General features: G+C 36.6%; 12 protein-coding genes. 11 read left to right on the top strand and 1 reads right to left on the bottom strand.

Annotated features, from left to right (window positions below):
• The first annotated feature begins 4 nt into the window (after positions 1–4).
• The 8 genes from BW936_RS03280 to BW936_RS03245 all read left to right on the top strand — a co-directional run bounded on the left by BW936_RS03280 (position 5) and on the right by BW936_RS03245 (position 15,263).
• Positions 5–1,882 (top strand): RagB/SusD family nutrient uptake outer membrane protein, encoded by a 1,878-nt coding sequence (locus BW936_RS03280; RefSeq protein WP_076546886.1) that lies wholly within the window; start codon positions 5–7, stop codon positions 1,880–1,882.
• A 73-nt stretch (positions 1,883–1,955) separates the two neighbouring features.
• Positions 1,956–5,297, top strand: a complete 3,342-nt coding sequence (locus BW936_RS03275; protein WP_076546885.1) for a VCBS repeat-containing protein — start codon at positions 1,956–1,958, stop codon at positions 5,295–5,297.
• A gap of 143 nt (positions 5,298–5,440) precedes the next feature.
• Positions 5,441–6,700: a phosphatase PAP2 family protein gene (locus tag BW936_RS03270; protein WP_084182024.1), complete on the top strand. Its 1,260-nt coding sequence runs from the start codon at positions 5,441–5,443 to the stop codon at positions 6,698–6,700.
• Positions 6,663–8,354: a CRTAC1 family protein gene (locus tag BW936_RS03265; RefSeq protein WP_076546883.1), complete on the top strand. Its 1,692-nt coding sequence runs from the start codon at positions 6,663–6,665 to the stop codon at positions 8,352–8,354. Before BW936_RS03270 ends, BW936_RS03265 begins: the two co-directional genes overlap by 38 nt.
• Positions 8,355–8,566: 212 nt before the next feature.
• A complete protein-coding gene (locus BW936_RS03260; RefSeq protein ID WP_317042872.1) occupies positions 8,567–9,223 on the top strand; it encodes a TetR/AcrR family transcriptional regulator in 657 nt (218 codons plus the stop codon).
• On the top strand, positions 9,224–10,564 hold the full coding sequence (locus BW936_RS03255; protein WP_076546881.1) for a TolC family protein: 1,341 nt from the start codon (positions 9,224–9,226) through the stop codon (positions 10,562–10,564). It begins immediately after the preceding gene.
• A 25-nt stretch (positions 10,565–10,589) separates the two neighbouring features.
• Complete coding sequence (locus BW936_RS03250) at positions 10,590–11,756, top strand: efflux RND transporter periplasmic adaptor subunit (RefSeq protein WP_076546880.1); 1,167 nt, start codon at positions 10,590–10,592, stop codon at positions 11,754–11,756.
• A gap of 6 nt (positions 11,757–11,762) precedes the next feature.
• A complete protein-coding gene (locus BW936_RS03245; protein WP_076546879.1) occupies positions 11,763–15,263 on the top strand; it encodes an efflux RND transporter permease subunit in 3,501 nt (1,166 codons plus the stop codon).
• 73 nt (positions 15,264–15,336) lie between these two features.
• On the opposite strand, the gene BW936_RS03240 is transcribed toward BW936_RS03245, so the two are convergent.
• On the bottom strand, positions 15,337–15,684 hold the full coding sequence (locus BW936_RS03240) for a toxin-antitoxin system YwqK family antitoxin (protein ID WP_076546878.1): 348 nt from the start codon (positions 15,682–15,684) through the stop codon (positions 15,337–15,339).
• A 258-nt stretch (positions 15,685–15,942) separates the two neighbouring features.
• Here BW936_RS03240 and aspS point away from each other — a divergent pair, with 258 nt between their 5' ends.
• The 3 genes from aspS to BW936_RS03225 all read left to right on the top strand — a co-directional run bounded on the left by aspS (position 15,943) and on the right by BW936_RS03225 (position 19,868).
• Complete coding sequence (gene aspS / locus BW936_RS03235; protein ID WP_076546877.1) at positions 15,943–17,697, top strand: aspartate--tRNA ligase; 1,755 nt, start codon at positions 15,943–15,945, stop codon at positions 17,695–17,697.
• A gap of 78 nt (positions 17,698–17,775) precedes the next feature.
• Positions 17,776–19,560 (top strand): chloride channel protein, encoded by a 1,785-nt coding sequence (locus BW936_RS03230; RefSeq protein ID WP_076546876.1) that lies wholly within the window; start codon positions 17,776–17,778, stop codon positions 19,558–19,560.
• A gap of 41 nt (positions 19,561–19,601) precedes the next feature.
• Entirely contained in the window at positions 19,602–19,868 is a 267-nt protein-coding gene (locus BW936_RS03225) for a hypothetical protein (RefSeq protein ID WP_076546875.1), read from the top strand.
• The last annotated feature ends 5 nt before the right edge of the window (positions 19,869–19,873 follow it).

The raw sequence follows: 19,873 nt of genomic DNA, 5'->3' as shown, positions 1-19,873 counted from the left end.
AATCATGAAAAAAGGAAAATTAGTACTCTTAGGTCTGCTAACGCTAGCGTTAGCACCTATTTCGTGTAATGAAGATTTCTTAGAAACGGAGCCGTTAGATGCCTTATCTGCAGATGCTACTTGGGCCGATGGGGCAACAGCGCAAGCATTCGTATTTGGTGTATATTCATCCCTAGGCTATGGAGGTTTTGAAGAGGAAGGCTTGGCTTCATTAACAGATGAAGCAATGTTTACACACTCCGGTAGAGGAATAAATGTAATCACTGAAGGTTCACTTTCACCATCAGGTACAGGAAATGTGAATATTATACCACAATGGAACGAATTATATTCAGCTATACGGAAAGCTAATATTGCTATTCAAGAACTACCAAACTCCACCTTCGATGACCAACCATTAAAAGATAGGTTATTAGGTGAAGCTCATTTTTTAAGAGCGTATTACTATCATCAATTAATGCGTTATTATGGTAGCGCTCCGTTAATTGACCAACCCTATGGTTTAGATGATGACTATACTATAGCTAGAGGCACTTATGAAGAAAACGTAGCTTTCGTTACAAATGACCTAGATATGGCAATTTCTTTATTGGATAGTAAAGAAGTTACCCCAGGAAGAGCGTCTAAGTTAAGTGCTATGGGATTAAAATCAAGAATACTTATCTATGCAGCAAGTGATTTACGAGACGGACCTACTGCTAGTGCAAATTCATCTGTATTAGGGGGATATTCAAATCTAGAATTGATTGCTTATACCTCCGGAGATAGAGATGCAAGATGGAGCGCTGCCAAGACCGCTGCAAAAGCTGTATTAGACGCAACATCTGGATACAAGTTAGATTTAACAGCTCCTGCTACAGCTGAAGAAGCTAAACAAAACTATATCTCCATTGCTATGGGAGGCGGAAGTGCTGTGGGCGATGCCGCTGCTAGATCAGAACTTATATTTGAAAGAACACACTCCCCATTATTTACGGCAGAAAGCAACTGGCCCCTAGGTGGTATTCATCAAGGAATCAATAATGGTCCCAACGGATACCACAACTGGGCAGGTAATACACCTATTCAACAATTGGTAGATGACTATCAAATGATGGACGGTTCTGATTTTGATTGGGGTAACCCTGACCATGCTGCTGACCCATACAATGATAGGGATCCAAGGTTAGCTGCTACCATTCTTTATGATGGTTCACCTTGGAAACCAAGACCTGACGATGTATCTGCTATTGATCCTTATGACGAAATACAAACGGGAACATATGCAGATGGTAGCGGAGGAATAATACCAGGTGTAGATATGAGAGATTCGCCAATCGAAAACTGGAACGGAAGTAGAACCGGATATTATGTACGCAAGTTTATCGATCCAGACCCATCTTTAGTGGATAATCAATCTAGCGCACAAGTAGTTCCTTGGCCGTTTATCAGATATACTGAAATTGTATTGAACTACGTAGAAGCTTCAATTGCCTTGGGTGATGAAGGTGAAGCTAGAACCTGGTTGAACAAAATTCGTTTTAGGGCAGGTATGCCTGCACTTAATTCTTCTGGCAGCGAACTTTTAGAAGATTACATCAATGAAAGACGAATTGAGTTGGCTTATGAAGAACACAGGTATCATGATGCCAGAAGGTGGATGATCGCCGATCAAACGTTAGGTAGAGGTATTAAGGTAATGAAAGTAACCGCAACCTTAAAAGCTGGTGCATCACCAAGATCTCCTTATCAGCATGATACATCAGTGTATAATTACACGTATACCGTTGTAGACAACAATGATAACGAAACAAGAACTTGGGAGGACAAAATGTATTTCATGCCTTTAAGCAGGGATGAAATCAACAGAAATAACCTACTGATCCAAAATCCAGGTTATTAAGTTCAGTTTAAATTAAATTGAGTTAATTTTAAGATCTATCCCTTTTTGGGATAGATCTTTTACTTTTAAACAAATGACAAAAAATTCTATCTTCATTCTTTTAACTGCATTCCTACTGCTACTAAGCTGTGCAGAGAACCAAAAAAAAGATGAAGCATCTTCTACTATCAATACAATTGAAGAGCCGCCTCTCTTTACTCTTTTATCTGAAAGTAAAACAAACATAACTTTTCAAAATACATTAAAAGAAGGATTAAATGCCAATGTACTGGTATACGAATACCTTTATAATGGCGGCGGTATTGCCACGGGAGACTTTAACAATGATGGTTTACAAGATCTCTATTTCACCTCTAACATGGGTGAAAATAAGTTCTATTTGAATGAAGGTGATTTCACCTTTAAAGATGTAACTATAATTTCTAAAGTTGCGGGTAGACCAGGACCTTGGAAAACAGGTATCACAACTGCCGATGTAAACGGTGACGGAAAATTAGACTTATACCTATGTTATTCAGGTGCTTTACCAGATGCCAAGCGTAAAAATCAACTTTTCATAAACCAAGGTAACGATGCCAACAACATACCCATTTTTAAAGAACAAGCAGAAGAATACGGCTTAGCGAGTGCTGCATTTAGTAACCAAGGTTATTTTTTTGATTATGATAAAGATGGCGATTTAGATATGCTTTTACTAAACCATAATCCAAAATCATTACCAGTCTTAAACGAAGTTAGCACAAGAGAATTTTTAAAGAAAGATGATCCCTATCAGGGTACACGTCTCTTTGAACAAAAAAACAACACCTTTTTTGATGTCACTGAAAAAGCAGGTATCAGCGGTTCTGCACTCACCTATGGTTTAGGTATTGGCATTAGCGATATTAACAACGATGGCTGGCAAGATTTCTACATTTCCAATGATTATACGGTACCAGATTACTTATATATCAATAATAAAAATGGCACTTTCACTGACCAATTAGGTATCCAAATGGGGCATACAAGTCATTTCTCTATGGGTAACAATATAGCCGATATTAATAATGATGGGCTACAGGATATTTTCACATTGGACATGTTACCAAAAGATAACTACCGTCAAAAACTATTACTATCACCTGACAATTACGAAAAATTCGATTTAAATATTAGAAGCGGTTTTCACCATCAGTACATGCGCAACATGTTACAATTAAACAATGGGGATGATACCTTCAGTGAAATTGGGCAACTATCTGGCATATCAAATACAGATTGGAGTTGGGCTCCCCTATTTGCTGATTTTGATAATGACGGATTTAAAGATCTGTTTATTTCTAACGGGTATTTCAGGGATTACACCAATTTAGACTTCATCAATTACATGGACAGTTACGTACAGTCTAAAGGAAGGTTGCAACGCCAAGATGTATTGGAATTGATAAAAGAAATGCCCGCATCTAACCTTACAAACTTCTACTACAGTAATAAAGACGGCATAAATTTCATTGATAACACAACCCAAGCAGGTATTGACCAACCCGCAAATAGCAACGGATCAATTTATGTTGATTTAGATAATGATGGCGATTTAGATTTAGTAGTAAACAACATCAATAAACCTGCATTTATATACAGAAATGATACTAAAAAAGAAACGAGCCATCAAATCAATATTCAATTAAAAGGTGCAAACAAAAACACCCAAGGTATTGGAGCAAAAGTGAGTGTCTATAGCAACGAAAAAACACAAGTTGTTGAACAAATGCCAACACAAGGGTATCTATCAACCGTTTCATCTATTTTACATTTTGGACTTAATGACACCAGTACTATAGATTCATTGATAGTACTATGGAATTCTGGTAAAACGGAAACTTTAAGAGATGTTACCACCAATCAACTATTAGTTTTAGAAGAAAGCAATGCTAGCAAATTAACTGTACTAAAAGACAAATCAAAAGACTTGTTTTCAAAAATAACTAGTAAAATAAAATACACGCACAAATCTTCTTCTGTTAACGACTTTAAAAGACAATCGTTATTGCTGAAACAACTGTCTCATGATGGTCCGCCAATGGCTAAAGGCGACATTAATAATGACGGTTTAGAAGATATAATTATTGGTGGGGGTATAAATCAAGCCACATCGGTATTCATTAAATCCAAGAACAAGAATTTCTATCTAAATAACAATTCTGGTTTTGAACAAGACAAGAAATATGTTGATACAGATATAGCATTATTCGATGCCAACAATGACGGTAATTTGGATATCTATGTTGCAAGTGGCGGTTATCATAATTTAGCTGCTAACGATCTATTATTGCAAGACAGAATATACATAGGTGATGGAAAAGGTAATTTCGAAATTACCAAAAATTCCCTACCAAAAATGTTGATAAGCACAGGGTCGATCTCATTTTCAGATATTAACAACGATTCGTTTTTAGATGTTTTTGTAGGTGGATATGGTATTCCCGGTCGTTTTCCAGAAATCCCTAGAAGTTACGTTCTCATCAATGATGGAAAAGGTAATTTCACAGACCAAACCGATAACGTACAACCTACTTTAAAAAATTTAGGATTGATTACAGATGCCGTTTGGACAGACATAGACGGTGACAAAAAAGAAGATTTAATAGTTGTTGGTGAATGGATGCCTATTACTATTTACTTGAATAAAAATGGTAAATTAATTAATGAAACTGATCAATTTTTTAGTGAATCATTATCTGGTTTATGGACCAGTATTCAGGTTACCGACCTAAATAAAGACGGAAAACCCGATATTATAGCAGGTAATATGGGTACAAATACACAGTTTAAAGTGAGCTCTGACCACCCAGCAGAATTGTATTTCTCCGATTTTGACCAAAACGGATCAGTAGACCCTATTTTAAATTTTTATATGGATGGTACTAGCTACCCATATGTAACCAGAGATGAGCTATTAGGGCAACTTTCAGGTAAGCGACAACAATTCAATAGTTATGAAAAATATGCCGACGCAACCATAAATGATATATTCAATGAAACCGAGTTACAGAAAGCCAATAAATTGGTGATTACCCATCAAGAAACTACAGTTTTAATGAGTACCAAAAGTGGCAAATATCAAAATATATTACTACCAATTCAAGCACAATACTCCCCTATTTCTGAAATCGTTAGTGCAGATTTTAACAAAGATGGCAATGAAGACATATTACTTTTAGGTAACAACGATCACTATAAATTAAGAATAGGAAAGTTCGACGCTAATTACGGAACAGTATTATTAGGAACCGGTGAGGGTAATTTTAATTATTTGCCACAGACACAATCCGGCCTATCGATCCAAGGTAGTAATACACACGCATTGTTAATAGATAACGAACTTATTCTTACTAGTTATGGCGCAGCTACCAAAACCTATAAACTATTAGAATAGCTTTTAATTAAACCATGACCACTACCAAATAACCAATACATATAACAACCATTATCTGCCTTTTCTTCTTGCTATTTACAGCATGTTCCACCAAAGAACAACCAAAACTGAGTGATAAAGAGGTTGCTTTAAAATGGGTCAACATGACCTTGTTCATTACAAGATATACACCATCTAACTCCCCTACTTTCGCATCTAGGGCTTTTGCCTATACCGGACTAACCATGTATGAAACAATTGTACAAGGTTTCCCTGAATACAAATCAATGAATGGACAATTGAAAGGGTTAGAAATGTTTCCTATGGCAAATGATACCAAGGAGTACAATTGGGTCTTGGCATTAAATGCCGGTCAGTCAGAAATTCTAAAGAAAATATACGTTCAAACCTCCCAAGAGAATGTTCAAAAAATTGATTCCTTAGAGCAAGTCATTTACAATCAACTGGCACCATATTTAGATAAAGAAACTATTTCTCGCTCTGTGAATTTTGGGAAATCTGTAGCCAACACCATTTTTGAATGGTCTAAAACTGATGGCGGTCATAGAGGCTATCTCAATAATTTCGATAAAACAATGGTGCACCCAGATAGACCAGGAGCTTGGAAACCACCATTATTTGCACAGTCTTTTAGCCATCACCCATTACACCCGCACTGGGGAGAAAACAGAACCTTTGCTTCAACGAACAAAAAACTTGAAGACCCTAAAATGATTCCGTATGACACCACTCCCGGTTCTCCCTACTATAAACAATTTGAGAATGTATACCGTAAAGATTTAAAATTGACCCAACTTGAAAAAGAAGCCGCTATTTGGTGGGGCGATGATCCAGATGTAAGTTTTACCCCTCCCGGTCATTCGTATTATTTTGCATCACTTGCCGTAGAAGGCCATGATATCTCACTAATTAAAACTACACAGGTATTTGCACAAGTAGGTATGGCGGTAGCAGATGCATTTATAAATTGCTGGAAATGGAAATATCAATTCTTTACCGAGCGACCTAATACGTTTATACCTAAATATATTGATGAAGAGTGGGAGTCTTTTTGGCCTGACCCACCATTTCCTTCTTTTCCCTCAGGACATGCCATACAAGCGGCTGCCGCAGCCACTGTTTTAGAACACAACTTTGGTAAGGAATTCACTTTTACCGATAGAGCTCATGAAGGCAGGGAGCGAGATGAATTAAAAGAAACCGATTTTGTAATCCGTTCATTTGACTCATTTTGGGAGGCCGCTCAAGAAACTGCAGATTCCAGATTTTATGGCGGTATTCACACACAATTAGATAACCAAATAGGATTAGAAAAAGGAGTAGAGATAGCAAAAAATGTTTATGCCCTAGAATGGAAGAAAACAAATGAAAAACAACAAAGCATCAATAATAACAATCTTTAGTGTACTGCTTTTTTTCAGCGGATGGATTAGTACTGCACAACAAACATTTGTTGACGTTACCGAAGATGCCGGATTAGATCACCAATATGAAGTCTATGAAGGAACTTTTGGTGGCGGAGTGACCGTTTTTGATTGTAACAATGACGGATTCGAAGACCTTTATATCACGAGCGGTATAAAGTCCGATAGACTATATATCAATAATGGTAACGGTACTTTTAAAGATATTTTTAAAGGCTCTGGTCTAGAAGTTACCAATGATTATGTTACCCAAGGTGTTGCAAGTGCAGACATCAATAAAGATGGATATAGAGACCTGTTCATTACCACCATTACCACTACAGATGGCAAAAGTGTAATACCAAGAGCTAAAAACTTACTATTCTTAAATAATGGAGATGCTACGTTTAATAACGTCACAAATGAATATGGTTTAGAAGATTTAAACTCCTTTAGCACAGGACCCAGTTTTGGAGATATAGATGCAGATGGTTATCCAGACTTGTTTGTAGGTAACTATTTTAAAGAATTTACTGGTACGCTGGGAATTCTAAAAGATGCCACCATAGTAAGTGCCAACCAAACAGCTAGAAGTTACTTATTAAAAAATGAAGGCGGCAAAAGTTTTAAAAATGTATATGATGAATATGGTTTGGGGCATAAAGGATTTGGCTTTGGCGGTGTATTCACCGATTATGACAATGACCAAGACCTGGACCTATTGGTGAATCAAGATTTTGGGTATAAAGCTGTACCTAATTTTCTTTACCAAAATGAATACCCTGAAGACCATTTTGATGACGTTAGCGAACAAACCGAAATGGATTTGAAAATAAACGCCATGGGAGCTGCTGTTGGTGACTATAACGGAGATGGGTGGATGGATTATTACATTACCAACATTAAGTTTAACATGCTAATGGAAAATCAAGGTAATAACAATCCCTTTGTAGACAAAGCTAAGGAATTGGGCACTTATAATTTAGCCATTAGTTGGGGCGCAAACTTTGCCGATTTTGACCATGACCAAGATTTAGATCTGTTTGTCTCTAATGGAGACCTAAACCCGAATTGCACCCCTATGGGTAATTTCTATTTTGACAACAGCGCAAATACATACACCGAAAAAGGAAGAGAACTAGCAATTAACGATTACGGAATAGGTAGGGGATCGGTAATCTTTGACATGGACAATGATGGTGATATGGACCTATTGGTGGTAAACCAACAACCTATTTTAAATTATCCCATAGCATCAACCACACGTCTTTTTAGAAATGACATTGCCAATGGTAATTGGCTAAAAGTAGCATTAAAAGGTACTGCTTCTGAAACCAATGGGATTGGCTCTAGAGTTACGGTGGTCACCAATGGAAAAAGAACTATTAGGGAAATAGATGGTGGCGGGTCTAGTCATTTATCTCAAAACTCTGTCATAGTACACTTTGGTTTAGGAGCAAATACAAAAGTAGACTCCGTTATTATAGACTGGACCGGTGGCAATACTCAGATACTAACCAATGTTGAAATCAATCAACAATTACAGATCAATGAAATTGTGCAACCTAAAAAAGAAACATTCAACTCTTTACCCCTACTTGGTGCTTTGCTTGTTATAATCATCCTTTACACGTTATTCAAAAAGAAAAAGTAACTACTTCTCTTGCACACTTACTACAACCAAGCAATAAATCATGGAATGGTATGTTACCGTTTCAAAGGACTCTTATACCAAAGAGCAACCATTGAACAAATAAGTTGATCATCTGTATTGCAGTATCATACAAGAGAATAGACCGCTATACCTTTAGAGTTGAAGATTTAAATATATGGTTAAACATCCTAACATTAAAAAAATGTAAAACTTTGGAAACTTATTTAGTTTCTAAAGTTTCCTGGTGTATCTTTGCAGCCATTATGAAAGAAAAAATTAGGGAAACGGCATCACAACTATTCCTTGAACGAGGCTTTAAGAGTATTACCATGGACGATATTGCCAATGAAATTGGCATTTCAAAAAAAACGATTTACAGTGAATACAATAATAAAACTTCGTTGGTAGAAGATTGCGTCATGAACAAGTTTTGTGATTTAAGCGATGGTATAGACTTAATAATTGCGATGGAGAAAAACGCTATTGAGGAACTGTACGAGATTAAAAAATATGTAATGTCCCACCTAAATGAAGAGAAAAGCTCTCCTCAGTATCAGTTAATGAAATATTACCCGAAAATATATAAATCGGTTAAATCAATGCACTTCGAAAAAATGCATAAGTGCGTGTTATTAAATGTAGATCGTGGGTTGCAACAAGAGTTATTCAGAGCTAATATAGATCCAGAATTTATAGCAAGAATATATTTTTCTGGTATGAACAGTATAAAAGACCAAACTATATTTCCCATAACTATTTTTCCAATATCAAAATTAATGGACTCATTTTTAGAGTATCACCTTAGAGGTATAGTAACCCCAAAAGGAAAAAACATTTTAAACAACATCATCAATTCAAATCAAGAATAAATGCGAAATCAGTTAGTAATTTTAATCACAATTCTAAATATCAGCTTAGGATACTCACAAGAGCAGAGCTACAGCTTTACACTAGAAGAAGCCATACAATTTGCTTTAGAGAACAACTATTCAGCTATTAATGCGAATAGAGACATTATTGATGCCCAAAAACAAAAATGGGAAACCATTGCGGGCGGATTACCTCAAATAGATGGATCCGTAGGGTACTCTAATCAATTAAAACAACCTGTAACCTTATTACCAGCAGAATTGGCTGGTGGGCCAGCTGGTGAATTTTTACCCGTAGTTTTCTCTCAGCCGCAATCAATGACCGCAACTGCCACCCTTAAACAACAAATTTTTGATGGCTCATATATTGTTGGTGTTCAAGCAACAAAGGCTTTTTTAAGTTACAGCGACAACAACAAAGAAAAAACTGAACTAGATGTTAGAAAGCAAGTTGTAGAAGCATACGGCAACGTACTTCTAGCCAACGAAAGTGTAAAAATATTGGAAAAGAATAAGGCAACACTTGAAAAAAACCTTTATGAAACTTCAAAATTGTTTGAAAACGGATTAGGCGATGAAGAAAGTGTTGACCAACTTCAGATAACATTATCATCTATTGACAATCAACTGCAAAACGCCCTTAGACTTAAAGAGATTACCTTGCAAATGTTAAATGTAAGTATGGGTCTAGATCTTAGCGCCCCTACTCAGTTACAGGAAAAACTAGAGGATTTAACCATGTCTAAAATGGATTTAGGTATTCTTAACACCGAATTCAATATTAATGAAAACGTAGATTACAAGCTAGCAAAGAATTCAAATGAACAGCGTTATTTTGAATGGAAACTAGCTAGAAGTCGTGCATTACCTACTTTAAATGCCTTTGTAAATTACGGTAGCTCTGCATATTCTGAAAGTTTTGATTTTTTCAGTGGAGACCAACAATGGTTCGACTCTTCTGTATTAGGTTTTGATCTTAACATTCCCATATTTAGTTCGCTTAAAAGAAGTGCCAGTACCCAGCGCGCTAAAATTGCTTTGGAAAAAACAAAAACACAGTTAACCGAAGCTGAACAACAAATTAGATTACGGTTAGAACATGCCAAAAATAACTACACGCTTGCTATAGATAACTATGAGACGGCTAAGCAAAACCTAATGTTATCTGAACGTATTGAAAATAAAAACCAAATAAAATATAAAGAAGGCTTGGCAACCAGTTTTGAGTTAAGGCAAGCACAAACACAATTATATACTACACAACAAGAGTTCCTACAATCCATGGTAGAGGTCATAAATAAAAAAACCGACCTGGAAAACATATTAAATTCAAAAGACTAAATAATCAATCATTAAAAATACAATCATGAAGAAAATACTAGTTATATTAATGGCAACCATGGGCATATACTCATGTGGCGGTGACGAGCAATCGGTAGCAGATATTATAAGCCAGCAAAATCTAGAGGCCATAAGAGCTAAGAAAAATGAAATTACCGCACAGCAGAAAAATATTGATGCACAGTTAAAGTCATTAGATTCTGCTATTGCAATTTTAGGCAATGAAGAAAAATTACCACTAGTAAATACTTTGACCGCTAAAGAACAAGTATTTAACCACTACCTAGAATTACAGGGCGATGTATCTACCAAACAAAACGTATTGATCTATCCAGAAATGGCGGGCACATTACAAAGAGTGTATGTTAAAGAAGGAGACAAAGTTACTAAAGGTCAAATATTAGCAACTATAGATGATGGCGGAATGTCAAGCCAATTAGACCAACTAAAAACACAATCCACATTGGCAAAAACCACCTTTGAGCGCCAAGAACGCCTATGGAACCAGAACATTGGATCAGAAATTCAATACTTACAAGCTAAGACCAATTACGAAGCTGCAGAAAATATGGTTTCCCAAACCGAGAGCCAACTAAGGAAATCTAATATTAGAGCACCTTTTTCAGGTATTATTGATAATGTCATAAAAGATCAAGGTACAGTAGTTGCTCCTGGACAAGGATCCGAAGTATTCCGTATTGTAAACCTATCTAACATGTACATTGAGGTAGAGGTACCTGAATCTTATATTGGTAGTGTAACCAAAGGAAAAGAAGCATTGGTATATTTTCCTGTTTTAGGCGATAGTACCATTACAAAAATAAGAGAAACGGGCAACTTCATTAATCCGTCTAACCGATCTTTTGAAGCTGAAATTCCGGTACCGAACAAAGAAGGAAAAATAAAACCTAATTTAACTGCTAAAGTAGCTATAAACGACTACACCAGTGAAGATGCTATTTTAATACCTACTAGTATAATATCAGAAAATGCAGAAGGTGAGCAATATGTTTTTGTAGCAGAAGAGCCAAATGATGAAGGTGTATCTCTTGTAAAACGAACTATCATCACTACGGGCAAAACACAGGGTGCAACTATTGAAGTTTTAAAAGGACTTGCTGATGGTAATCGTATTATACAAGAAGGCGCAAGAAGCGTCAAGGATGGTCAAAAAGTTAAAATTAAAAAATAAATATCGATGAGCAAAGTACAAAAGAACGCCGATAAAGAATTCGGTTTATCGTCTTGGGCCATTGATAACCCTTCGGTTATTTATGTTATGATAGCCATTTTCCTTTGGTTGGGATTTAGCGCCTACATGGCCATGCCAAGAGAAGATTTTCCTGAAATCATAGAGACCAAGATCTACATTAGTACTCCCTATCCAGGTAACACCGCTGAAGATATTGAAAAACTAATAACCGACCCATTAGAAGATCGTTTAAAAAATATTAGCAACGTTGTAGAAATAGTATCTACCTCTCAAGAAGATTATGCTATTGTAACCATAGAGTTTGACGAGGATATTACCGTTGAACAAGCAAAGCAAAAGGTAAAAGATGAAGTAGATAGTGAAAAAGCAAGTGAAGACTGGCCAACATTTAATGGAGCCAAGGTAGAGCCAAATGTGTTCGATCTTAACTTTTCCGAAGAAGTACCGATAATGAATATCAATTTTACAGGAGATTATCCTGTAGAAAAATTAAAGGAATTTGCAGAATACTTACAGGATGAAGTAGAAGACCTGCCCGAAATTAAACAAGCGGATATTCGTGGCGCACAAGATTTAGAAGTAGAAGTAGGTGTGGACATTTACAAAATGATGGCTGCGAAAATTAGTTTTCAAGATGTAATCAATGCCATCAGTAATGGTAATATGACCATGTCTGCAGGTAACTTAAAAACCGTAGGGCAAAGACGTACCATTCGTATTCTAGGTGAAGTAGAGGATCCTAAAGAACTGAATAATTTTGTTGTTAAATCTGAGAACGGTGCCGTATACTTAAAAGATATTGCCACCGTTAACTTTCAGTCCAAGGACAAAACTACTTATGCTCGTGAATTTGGGAAGAACGTAGTCATGCTCGATGTTAAAAAGAGAGCTGGTAGAAATTCAATTTCTGCAGCAGATAAGATTAAAGCATTGGTAAAGAAGGAGAAAGCAGATTATTTTCCGCCAGATTTAAACATTTCTATTGCCAATGATTCTTCTACTCGTACATTGAACCAGGTTGATGATTTGGTAAACAACATCATCTTTGGTATTATCCTAGTGGTCACCGTTTTAATGTTTTTCTTAGGATTTAGAAATGCCTTATTCGTTGGCTTTGCAATTCCTATGTCCATGTTCATGTCTTTCGTAATTCTATCATGGCTTGGTTATACGCTGAACACCATGATTCTTTTTGGGATGATTATGGGTCTTGGTATGTTGGTAGATAATGGTATTGTGGTAGTTGAAAACGTATACCGTTTAATGGATGAAGGTTTGTCAAGAACCGAAGCTGCTAAAAAAGGGATCGGCGAAATTGCCTACCCCATTATTATATCTACTGCTACAACAGTGGCCGCATTTGTTCCACTAGGACTTTGGCCTGGTATTTTTGGCCAATTTATGATCTATTTCCCTATTACACTTTCTGTGGTATTGGGATCATCATTATTCGTGGCAATTTTCATGAACTCCATGTTAGTATCTAAATTCATGAGTACCGATGAAAAAGAATTGACCCTAAAACAATTGATTAGAATGAGTGTTATTCTAGGTAGTCTAGGAACATTAATTTTAATATTTGGTGGCGCAATGCGCGGGTTAGGTTCCGTATTGTTTCTTACTGCAATCATGTTTTGGGCTTATAAATATATTATTAAAGGTTCAGCTATTAGGTTTCAAAAGAAAACCATGGCTCGTTTTGAAAACTGGTATGAGCGTCGTTTAAAGCACGCTTTAAGGGGTAGCAATGTATATTGGTATTTTGGTATTACATTTTTAATGTTGATCGGTGTATTTATGCTATTTGGTATGTCTGTTGGCAGCGGAAGAACTAAAATTGAATTCTTTCCGGATAACAAACCAAATGAAATCTATGTGTATGTAGAATACCCAGAAGGAACATCTATTGAAAAAACCAATGAGATAACCAAAGAAGTCGAAAATCAGGTGTATGCCATTATGGACGACCCTAAGTATCAAAAAGATGGTAAAAACTTTATGATGGCCTCTGCAGTATCTGTTGTAGGTGAAGGTGCCGGTAATCCGTTAACAGATGGCGGCTCATCTGCAGAAATGCCACATAAGGGAAAAGTAACCGTAAACTTTAGTGAGTATAAATATCGTAATGGTTTAAATACCGAAGATATAAGGGCTCGTGTTCAAGCTGCATTGCAAGGTATTTACCCTGGTGTTGCCATATCCGTGGAGAAAGATGCCAATGGTCCGCCAGCAGGTTTCCCTATTAATATTGAACTTGAAGGTAATGATTATGATGTGTTGATCAATACTGCAGAGGACATTAAAAACTTCATCAATACCAAAAATATTGCGGGTATTGAAGAATTGAAGATTGATGTTAACAAAGGAAAACCAGCCATGCAAGTCATAGTGGATCGTGAAAAAGCGGGTGAATTAGGTGTTGCGGTTGGCCAAGTAGGTAGCCAGTTAAGGCGTTCCATTTTTGGTGAAAAAGCAGGTGTTTACAAAGAAGATGGTGAAGATTATGATATCAACATCAGATTTAATGAAGATTTAAGGTACAACAAGAGTGCGTTATTCAATCAGAATATCATTTTTAGAGACCCTTCTAACGGACAGATTAAGGAGATTCCGATTTCTGCTGTTGCGAGAGAGAAAAACACATCTGGCTTTAGCGCTATTAAACACCGTGATGGTAAACGAGTAGTAACCATCTACTCTGGCTTAAAACCTGGTTTTACCGATGCCGGCGCAATCGTTGCCGAAATTCAAACGGAAATGGAAAGTTTTGATGGAACTCCCGCTACCGTTAAAATTGATTATACCGGTCAGTTAGAGGAACAGGCAAAACAACAGGCTTTCTTAGTAGGTGCCTTTTTCTCCGGATTAGGATTGATTATGCTTATCTTAATATTTCAATTTGGTGGTATCTCTAAACCTTTGATTATTATGATCGCCATTTTCTTAAGCTTTATTGGTGTATTTGGAGGATTGATGATTACCGGATGGTCTTTCGTAATTATGATGACCATGATGGGTATTATTTCATTGGCAGGTATTGTGGTAAATAATGGAGTAGTACTGCTAGATTATACCCAAATTCTGATTGATCGTAAAAAAGTGCGCCTGGGCATAGAAGACAGTGATTTGTTGACTATGGAAGATGCAACAGATTCTATGATCGTTGGTGGTAAAGCAAGATTACGACCGGTAATCCTAACTGCTATTACCACCGTTTTAGGCTTGATTCCTCTAGCTATAGGATTGAACATTGATTTCTTTGCATTGTTCTCAGAGTTTAACCCCCATATTTATGTAGGTGGTGACAACGTAGTTTTCTGGGGACCATTGGCATGGACTGTAATCTTCGGTTTGTTGGTTGCTACCTTCTTAACGTTGATCATTGTACCGGTACTTTTCAATATCGTGTATCGTATTAAGGTTAAGTTTAGTAGTTTTGGAAACAAGAGCAGTGATCAAAACGAATCGCTTGAAAGTGTAGCATAATATACTTTAAGTGAATTGCATAAAAAAAGCCCGTATCAAAATTGATACGGGCTTTTCATTTGAGTTATTTAGTTTATTTATTACTAACTACAGGGTCTTTTACATTTGCTTTAGAAACACTTGCAATTCTGTTGTTATCAAAACTTACTTCGCTTTTTACATCGCCTTCCCAGAATAACCATTTACCGGTTCTAACACCATTCTCGTAATTACCCATTGCAATTTTATCCCCTTTTTCATTAAACATTTTCCACTCACCCTCTAACTTCTCATTTAAAAAATACCCTTCTTGAGACTTTTCTCCATTTGCGTGAAAGTAAGTAGCTTTTACTTTATCACCCTCTTTTTCAAAGGTAGGATCAACTTGAGCATATGCTCCTAAAGACAATGCCATTACAGCTATAATTAAGATTTTTTTCATGATATATATTTTTTGAGATTATTATTTTATAGTAGTTCAACAAGATAAAGATACAATTATTTTGCAATTAATCAATGTTTAGGTAACTTTTACATAACATTAAATTAACATTGAACATATAACCCACTAACTCACAGATTTTTAAAAACAATCAATCACTGCAACCCATAAAACTAATCATTGGGCAAAACCTACATCCTATATAGACCTATAATGAAATAGACTTCTTAAATTTGTCCTTTCATTAAAGCACATGTTATGTATAGAAGCCATTCCTGCGGGGAATTAAGAGAATCACATATTGGTACAACAGTTACACTATCTGGGTGGGTTTCCAAAACAAGGGACAAAGGTTTTGTTGTTTGGGTAGATATACGTGATCGTTACGGTATTACACAATTAGTCCTTGATGAAGACCGTACCAGTGCAGAACTTTTAGAGCAGGCAAGAAACTTAGGTAGAGAGTTTGTTATTCAAATAAAGGGTGAGGTTATTGAAAGAGCTTCAAAAAACGCAAACATACCAACGGGTAATATTGAAGTTTTGGTTTCTGAACTTACAATTCTGAACGAATCTAAAACTCCGCCGTTCACCATTGAGAACGAAACCGACGGTGGCGAGGACCTGCGTATGAAATATAGGTATTTAGACATCCGTAGAAAACCGGTACAAAATAATCTTATTTTTAGAAGTAAGGTAACTATGGAAGTTCGTAAATTTTTATCTGGCGAAGGCTTTATAGAAGTGGAGACTCCGTATTTAATAAAATCTACACCAGAAGGTGCTCGTGATTTCGTGGTACCTAGCCGTATGAACGAAGGGCAGTTTTATGCCTTACCACAATCACCACAAACATTTAAGCAATTGCTTATGGTTGGTGGTATGGATAAGTACTTTCAGATTGTAAAGTGTTTTAGAGACGAAGATTTACGTGCCGATAGACAGCCAGAGTTTACACAGATAGATTGTGAAATGGCGTTTGTTGAGCAAGAAGATATACTTAACGTTTTCGAGAACTTGACCAAATATCTTTTAAAAGAAGTGAATGGTGTTGAGATCGATTCTTTCCCAAGAATGACCTATGATGATGCTATGGCGAAATATGGTAACGATAAGCCAGATATTCGTTTTGGTATGGAGTTTGGTGAATTAAATGCCGTAGCACAACATAAAGAATTCGGTGTTTTTAATGCTGCTGAATTAGTTGTCGGTCTTGCGGTTCCAGGTGCAGCATCTTACACTAGAAAAGAATTAGATGCCCTGGTAAACTGGGTAAAACGCCCTCAAGTTGGTGCTAACGGAATGGTTTACGCAAAATGTAATGAAGACGGAAGCTTTAAATCTACCGTTGATAAATTTTACGACCAAGACGATTTAGCAAAATGGGCAGAGGTAACCGGTGCTAAACCAGGTGACCTAATCTGCGTGCTTTCTGGTGATGCCAACAAAACAAGAACACAGTTAAGCGCCTTACGTATGGAAATGGCTACCAGACTAGGGCTTAGAAAACCGAACGAATTTGCACCATTATGGGTAGTAGATTTCCCATTATTAGAGCTTGACGAAGAAACCGGTCATTACCATGCCATGCATCACCCATTTACATCGCCTAAACCAGGTCAGTTAGAGTTATTGGATACCGACCCAGGTGCAGTACGTGCAAATGCTTACGATTTGGTATTGAACGGAAACGAAATAGGCGGTGGTTCTATTCGTATTCATGATAAAGAAACACAGGCCACCATGTTCAAGCATTTAGGTTTTACACCAGAAGAAGCTAAAGCACAATTCGGGTTCTTAATGGACGCTTTCCAATACGGTGCACCACCACATGGCGGACTAGCATTTGGTCTAGATAGACTTGTTGCTATCTTAGGCGGACAAGAAACGATACGTGACTTCATCGCCTTCCCTAAAAACAATAGTGGTAGAGATGTCATGATTGATGCCCCTGCCCCAATCGATAACGAACAATTAAAAGAATTGAACTTAAAATTAGATATTCAAGAATAGTCTAACTTGATAAAATCATAATTTAAAATCCTGCCTTAGTGCAGGATTTTTTAATACTTTTAATTTAAGTATATAAGCATGCCTATACAAACGAACAACCTTTTAAAGCGTATTTATAAGTGGAGATATAAAAACATCTCTCAAAAGACCTTTATATATATTTTAAGTGTTGTTGTGGGGCTTTTAGCTGGTTTGGCATCGGTTACACTAAAAAACATTACCTATTTCATTGAAGCATCGCTTGAAAAAGGAATCATATTTTCTAGCAATCAACTGTATTTTATCTTGCCTATTATCGGACTTACCCTGGTCTATCTGTATGTAAAATATGTGCATAAAGAGAAATTAAAGCATGCCGTTTCTTCTATTCTTTTTTCTCTTTCCAAAAATAAAGGGCATATAGATGTCAAGCAAGTATACACCCAATTAATAATTGCTCCTTTAACCGTTGGTTTTGGTGGGTCTGTAGGTTTATTGGGTCCTGCAGTAGCTACAGGTGCGGCTATAAGCTCTAACCTTGGGCGATTGTTTCATATCAACTCCAAAACACGATCCTTATTAATTGCCTGTGCATCGGCAGGTGCCATATCATCCATATTTCAATCTCCTATTGCAGCTATCATATTTGCAGTAGAAGTATTTAGCTTGGACCTTACCATGATATCTATGCTACCGCTATTACTGGCATCTATAAGCGGTGTACTTACCTCCTATTTTTTTATGGGTAATGAGGTATTGTTCAACTTCTCCATTAACGAACCTTTTCAAGTAAAAGACACTTTGTTCTATATCGTTTTAGGCGTGGGTACCGCAGTGGCATCTATCTATTTTACCAAAATGTACTTTGGCATCATTAATCTTTTTAAACCATTAAAAAGTCCAAAGTACCGTCTATTGGTTGGTGGATCGGCAATTGGCATTATGCTTTATATGGTTCCACCATTATACGGTGAAGGATTCTCCTTTATAAACGACTTATTAAAAGGAGACCATATCAGTGCTTTGGGTAAAACCCCTTTTGATGCTTACATGGGTAATATTTGGATTGTTATTGCCTTACTTTTTGGCATTACCATTTTCAAGGCTGTAGCAATGACAACAACTTTGGCAGCAGGTGGAGCTGGTGGAATTTTCATTCCCACCATGGTTATGGGGAGCGCATTAGGGAATGTAGTAGCCAAATTGATCAACAATTCCGGATTAGGATTTTCGGTATCAGAGAGTAATTTTACCTTAATAGGCATGGCAGGCCTAATTGCCGGTGTGCAACATGCACCATTAACCGCAATTTTCCTTATTGCAGAAATAACGGGTGGTTACGCTTTGTTTGTTCCCTTAATGATTACGGCATCCATTTCATACATCATCACCAAAAACACGGTAGATTATACCATTTACACCAGAGAATTAGCAGAAAGTGGCGAGTTATTGACCCATAATAAAGATCAAGCAGTACTTACCCTTATGGATCTGGACACTGTTATAGAAACCAACTTTAAAACGGTAAACCCAGAAATGACGTTAGGTGAAATGCTACACGACTCCGTTGCAAAATCTACTCGGAATATTTTCCCCGTAGTGGATGCCGATCAGAAATTTTTAGGTATCATTCTTTTAGATGATATTAGAGAGTTTATGTTCGACACCAAATTGTACAACACCACAAAAGTAGAAACCTTTACTCATAAAGCACCCGATCATATTTATTACGGATTGGATAGTATGCAAATAGTAATGCAGAAATTTCAAGATAGTGGTGCATGGAATTTACCCGTTGTAAAAAATGGAAAATACATGGGCTTTGTATCCAAATCAAAATTATTGACCGCTTACAGAAGAGAATTGATACGATTCACGAAATAGAAAGTTTATTACAGAATGCTTAAAAAAAAAGAAAAAACAATATGAAATACATTATCACCCTTGTCGTTTTAATTTCCTTAGGTTTAATTATTTATGGTTTTAGCTTAGATGCTGACCAAGAAGCATTATCGCATAGATATATAGGTTCAGGAACTTTAGGTCTGTTTTTACTGGCAATGCCGCTTTTCTTGATCAACGAAAGCAAGGGTAAAAAATTCAATGATTACATGCTTACGGAAGAAAATGTAAGAAAAATGCAAGGAAAAGAACCACGAAACACTGATAATCAAGATACTCCAAAAAATTAATAGTC

It is taken from the genome of Maribacter ulvicola, assembly GCF_900155985.1.
GTDB classification, from domain to species: domain Bacteria; phylum Bacteroidota; class Bacteroidia; order Flavobacteriales; family Flavobacteriaceae; genus Maribacter; species Maribacter ulvicola.
This window is presented reverse-complemented; position numbering and strand designations above follow the sequence as displayed.

What these genes read in the sequence shown, in the direction of transcription:
- BW936_RS03280 (WP_076546886.1), top strand. Translation starts at nt 5, where the DNA reads ATGAAAAAAGGAAAATTAGTACTCTTAGGTCTGCTAACGCTAGCGTTA.
- BW936_RS03275 (WP_076546885.1), top strand. Translation starts at nt 1,956, where the DNA reads ATGACAAAAAATTCTATCTTCATTCTTTTAACTGCATTCCTACTGCTA.
- BW936_RS03270 (WP_084182024.1), top strand. Translation starts at nt 5,441, where the DNA reads ATGACCTTGTTCATTACAAGATATACACCATCTAACTCCCCTACTTTC.
- BW936_RS03265 (WP_076546883.1), top strand. Translation starts at nt 6,663, where the DNA reads ATGAAAAACAACAAAGCATCAATAATAACAATCTTTAGTGTACTGCTT.
- BW936_RS03255 (WP_076546881.1), top strand. Translation starts at nt 9,224, where the DNA reads ATGCGAAATCAGTTAGTAATTTTAATCACAATTCTAAATATCAGCTTA.
- BW936_RS03250 (WP_076546880.1), top strand. Translation starts at nt 10,590, where the DNA reads ATGAAGAAAATACTAGTTATATTAATGGCAACCATGGGCATATACTCA.
- BW936_RS03245 (WP_076546879.1), top strand. Translation starts at nt 11,763, where the DNA reads ATGAGCAAAGTACAAAAGAACGCCGATAAAGAATTCGGTTTATCGTCT.
- BW936_RS03240 (WP_076546878.1), bottom strand. Translation starts at nt 15,684, where the DNA reads ATGAAAAAAATCTTAATTATAGCTGTAATGGCATTGTCTTTAGGAGCA.
- aspS (WP_076546877.1), top strand. Translation starts at nt 15,943, where the DNA reads ATGTATAGAAGCCATTCCTGCGGGGAATTAAGAGAATCACATATTGGT.
- BW936_RS03230 (WP_076546876.1), top strand. Translation starts at nt 17,776, where the DNA reads ATGCCTATACAAACGAACAACCTTTTAAAGCGTATTTATAAGTGGAGA.
- BW936_RS03225 (WP_076546875.1), top strand. Translation starts at nt 19,602, where the DNA reads ATGAAATACATTATCACCCTTGTCGTTTTAATTTCCTTAGGTTTAATT.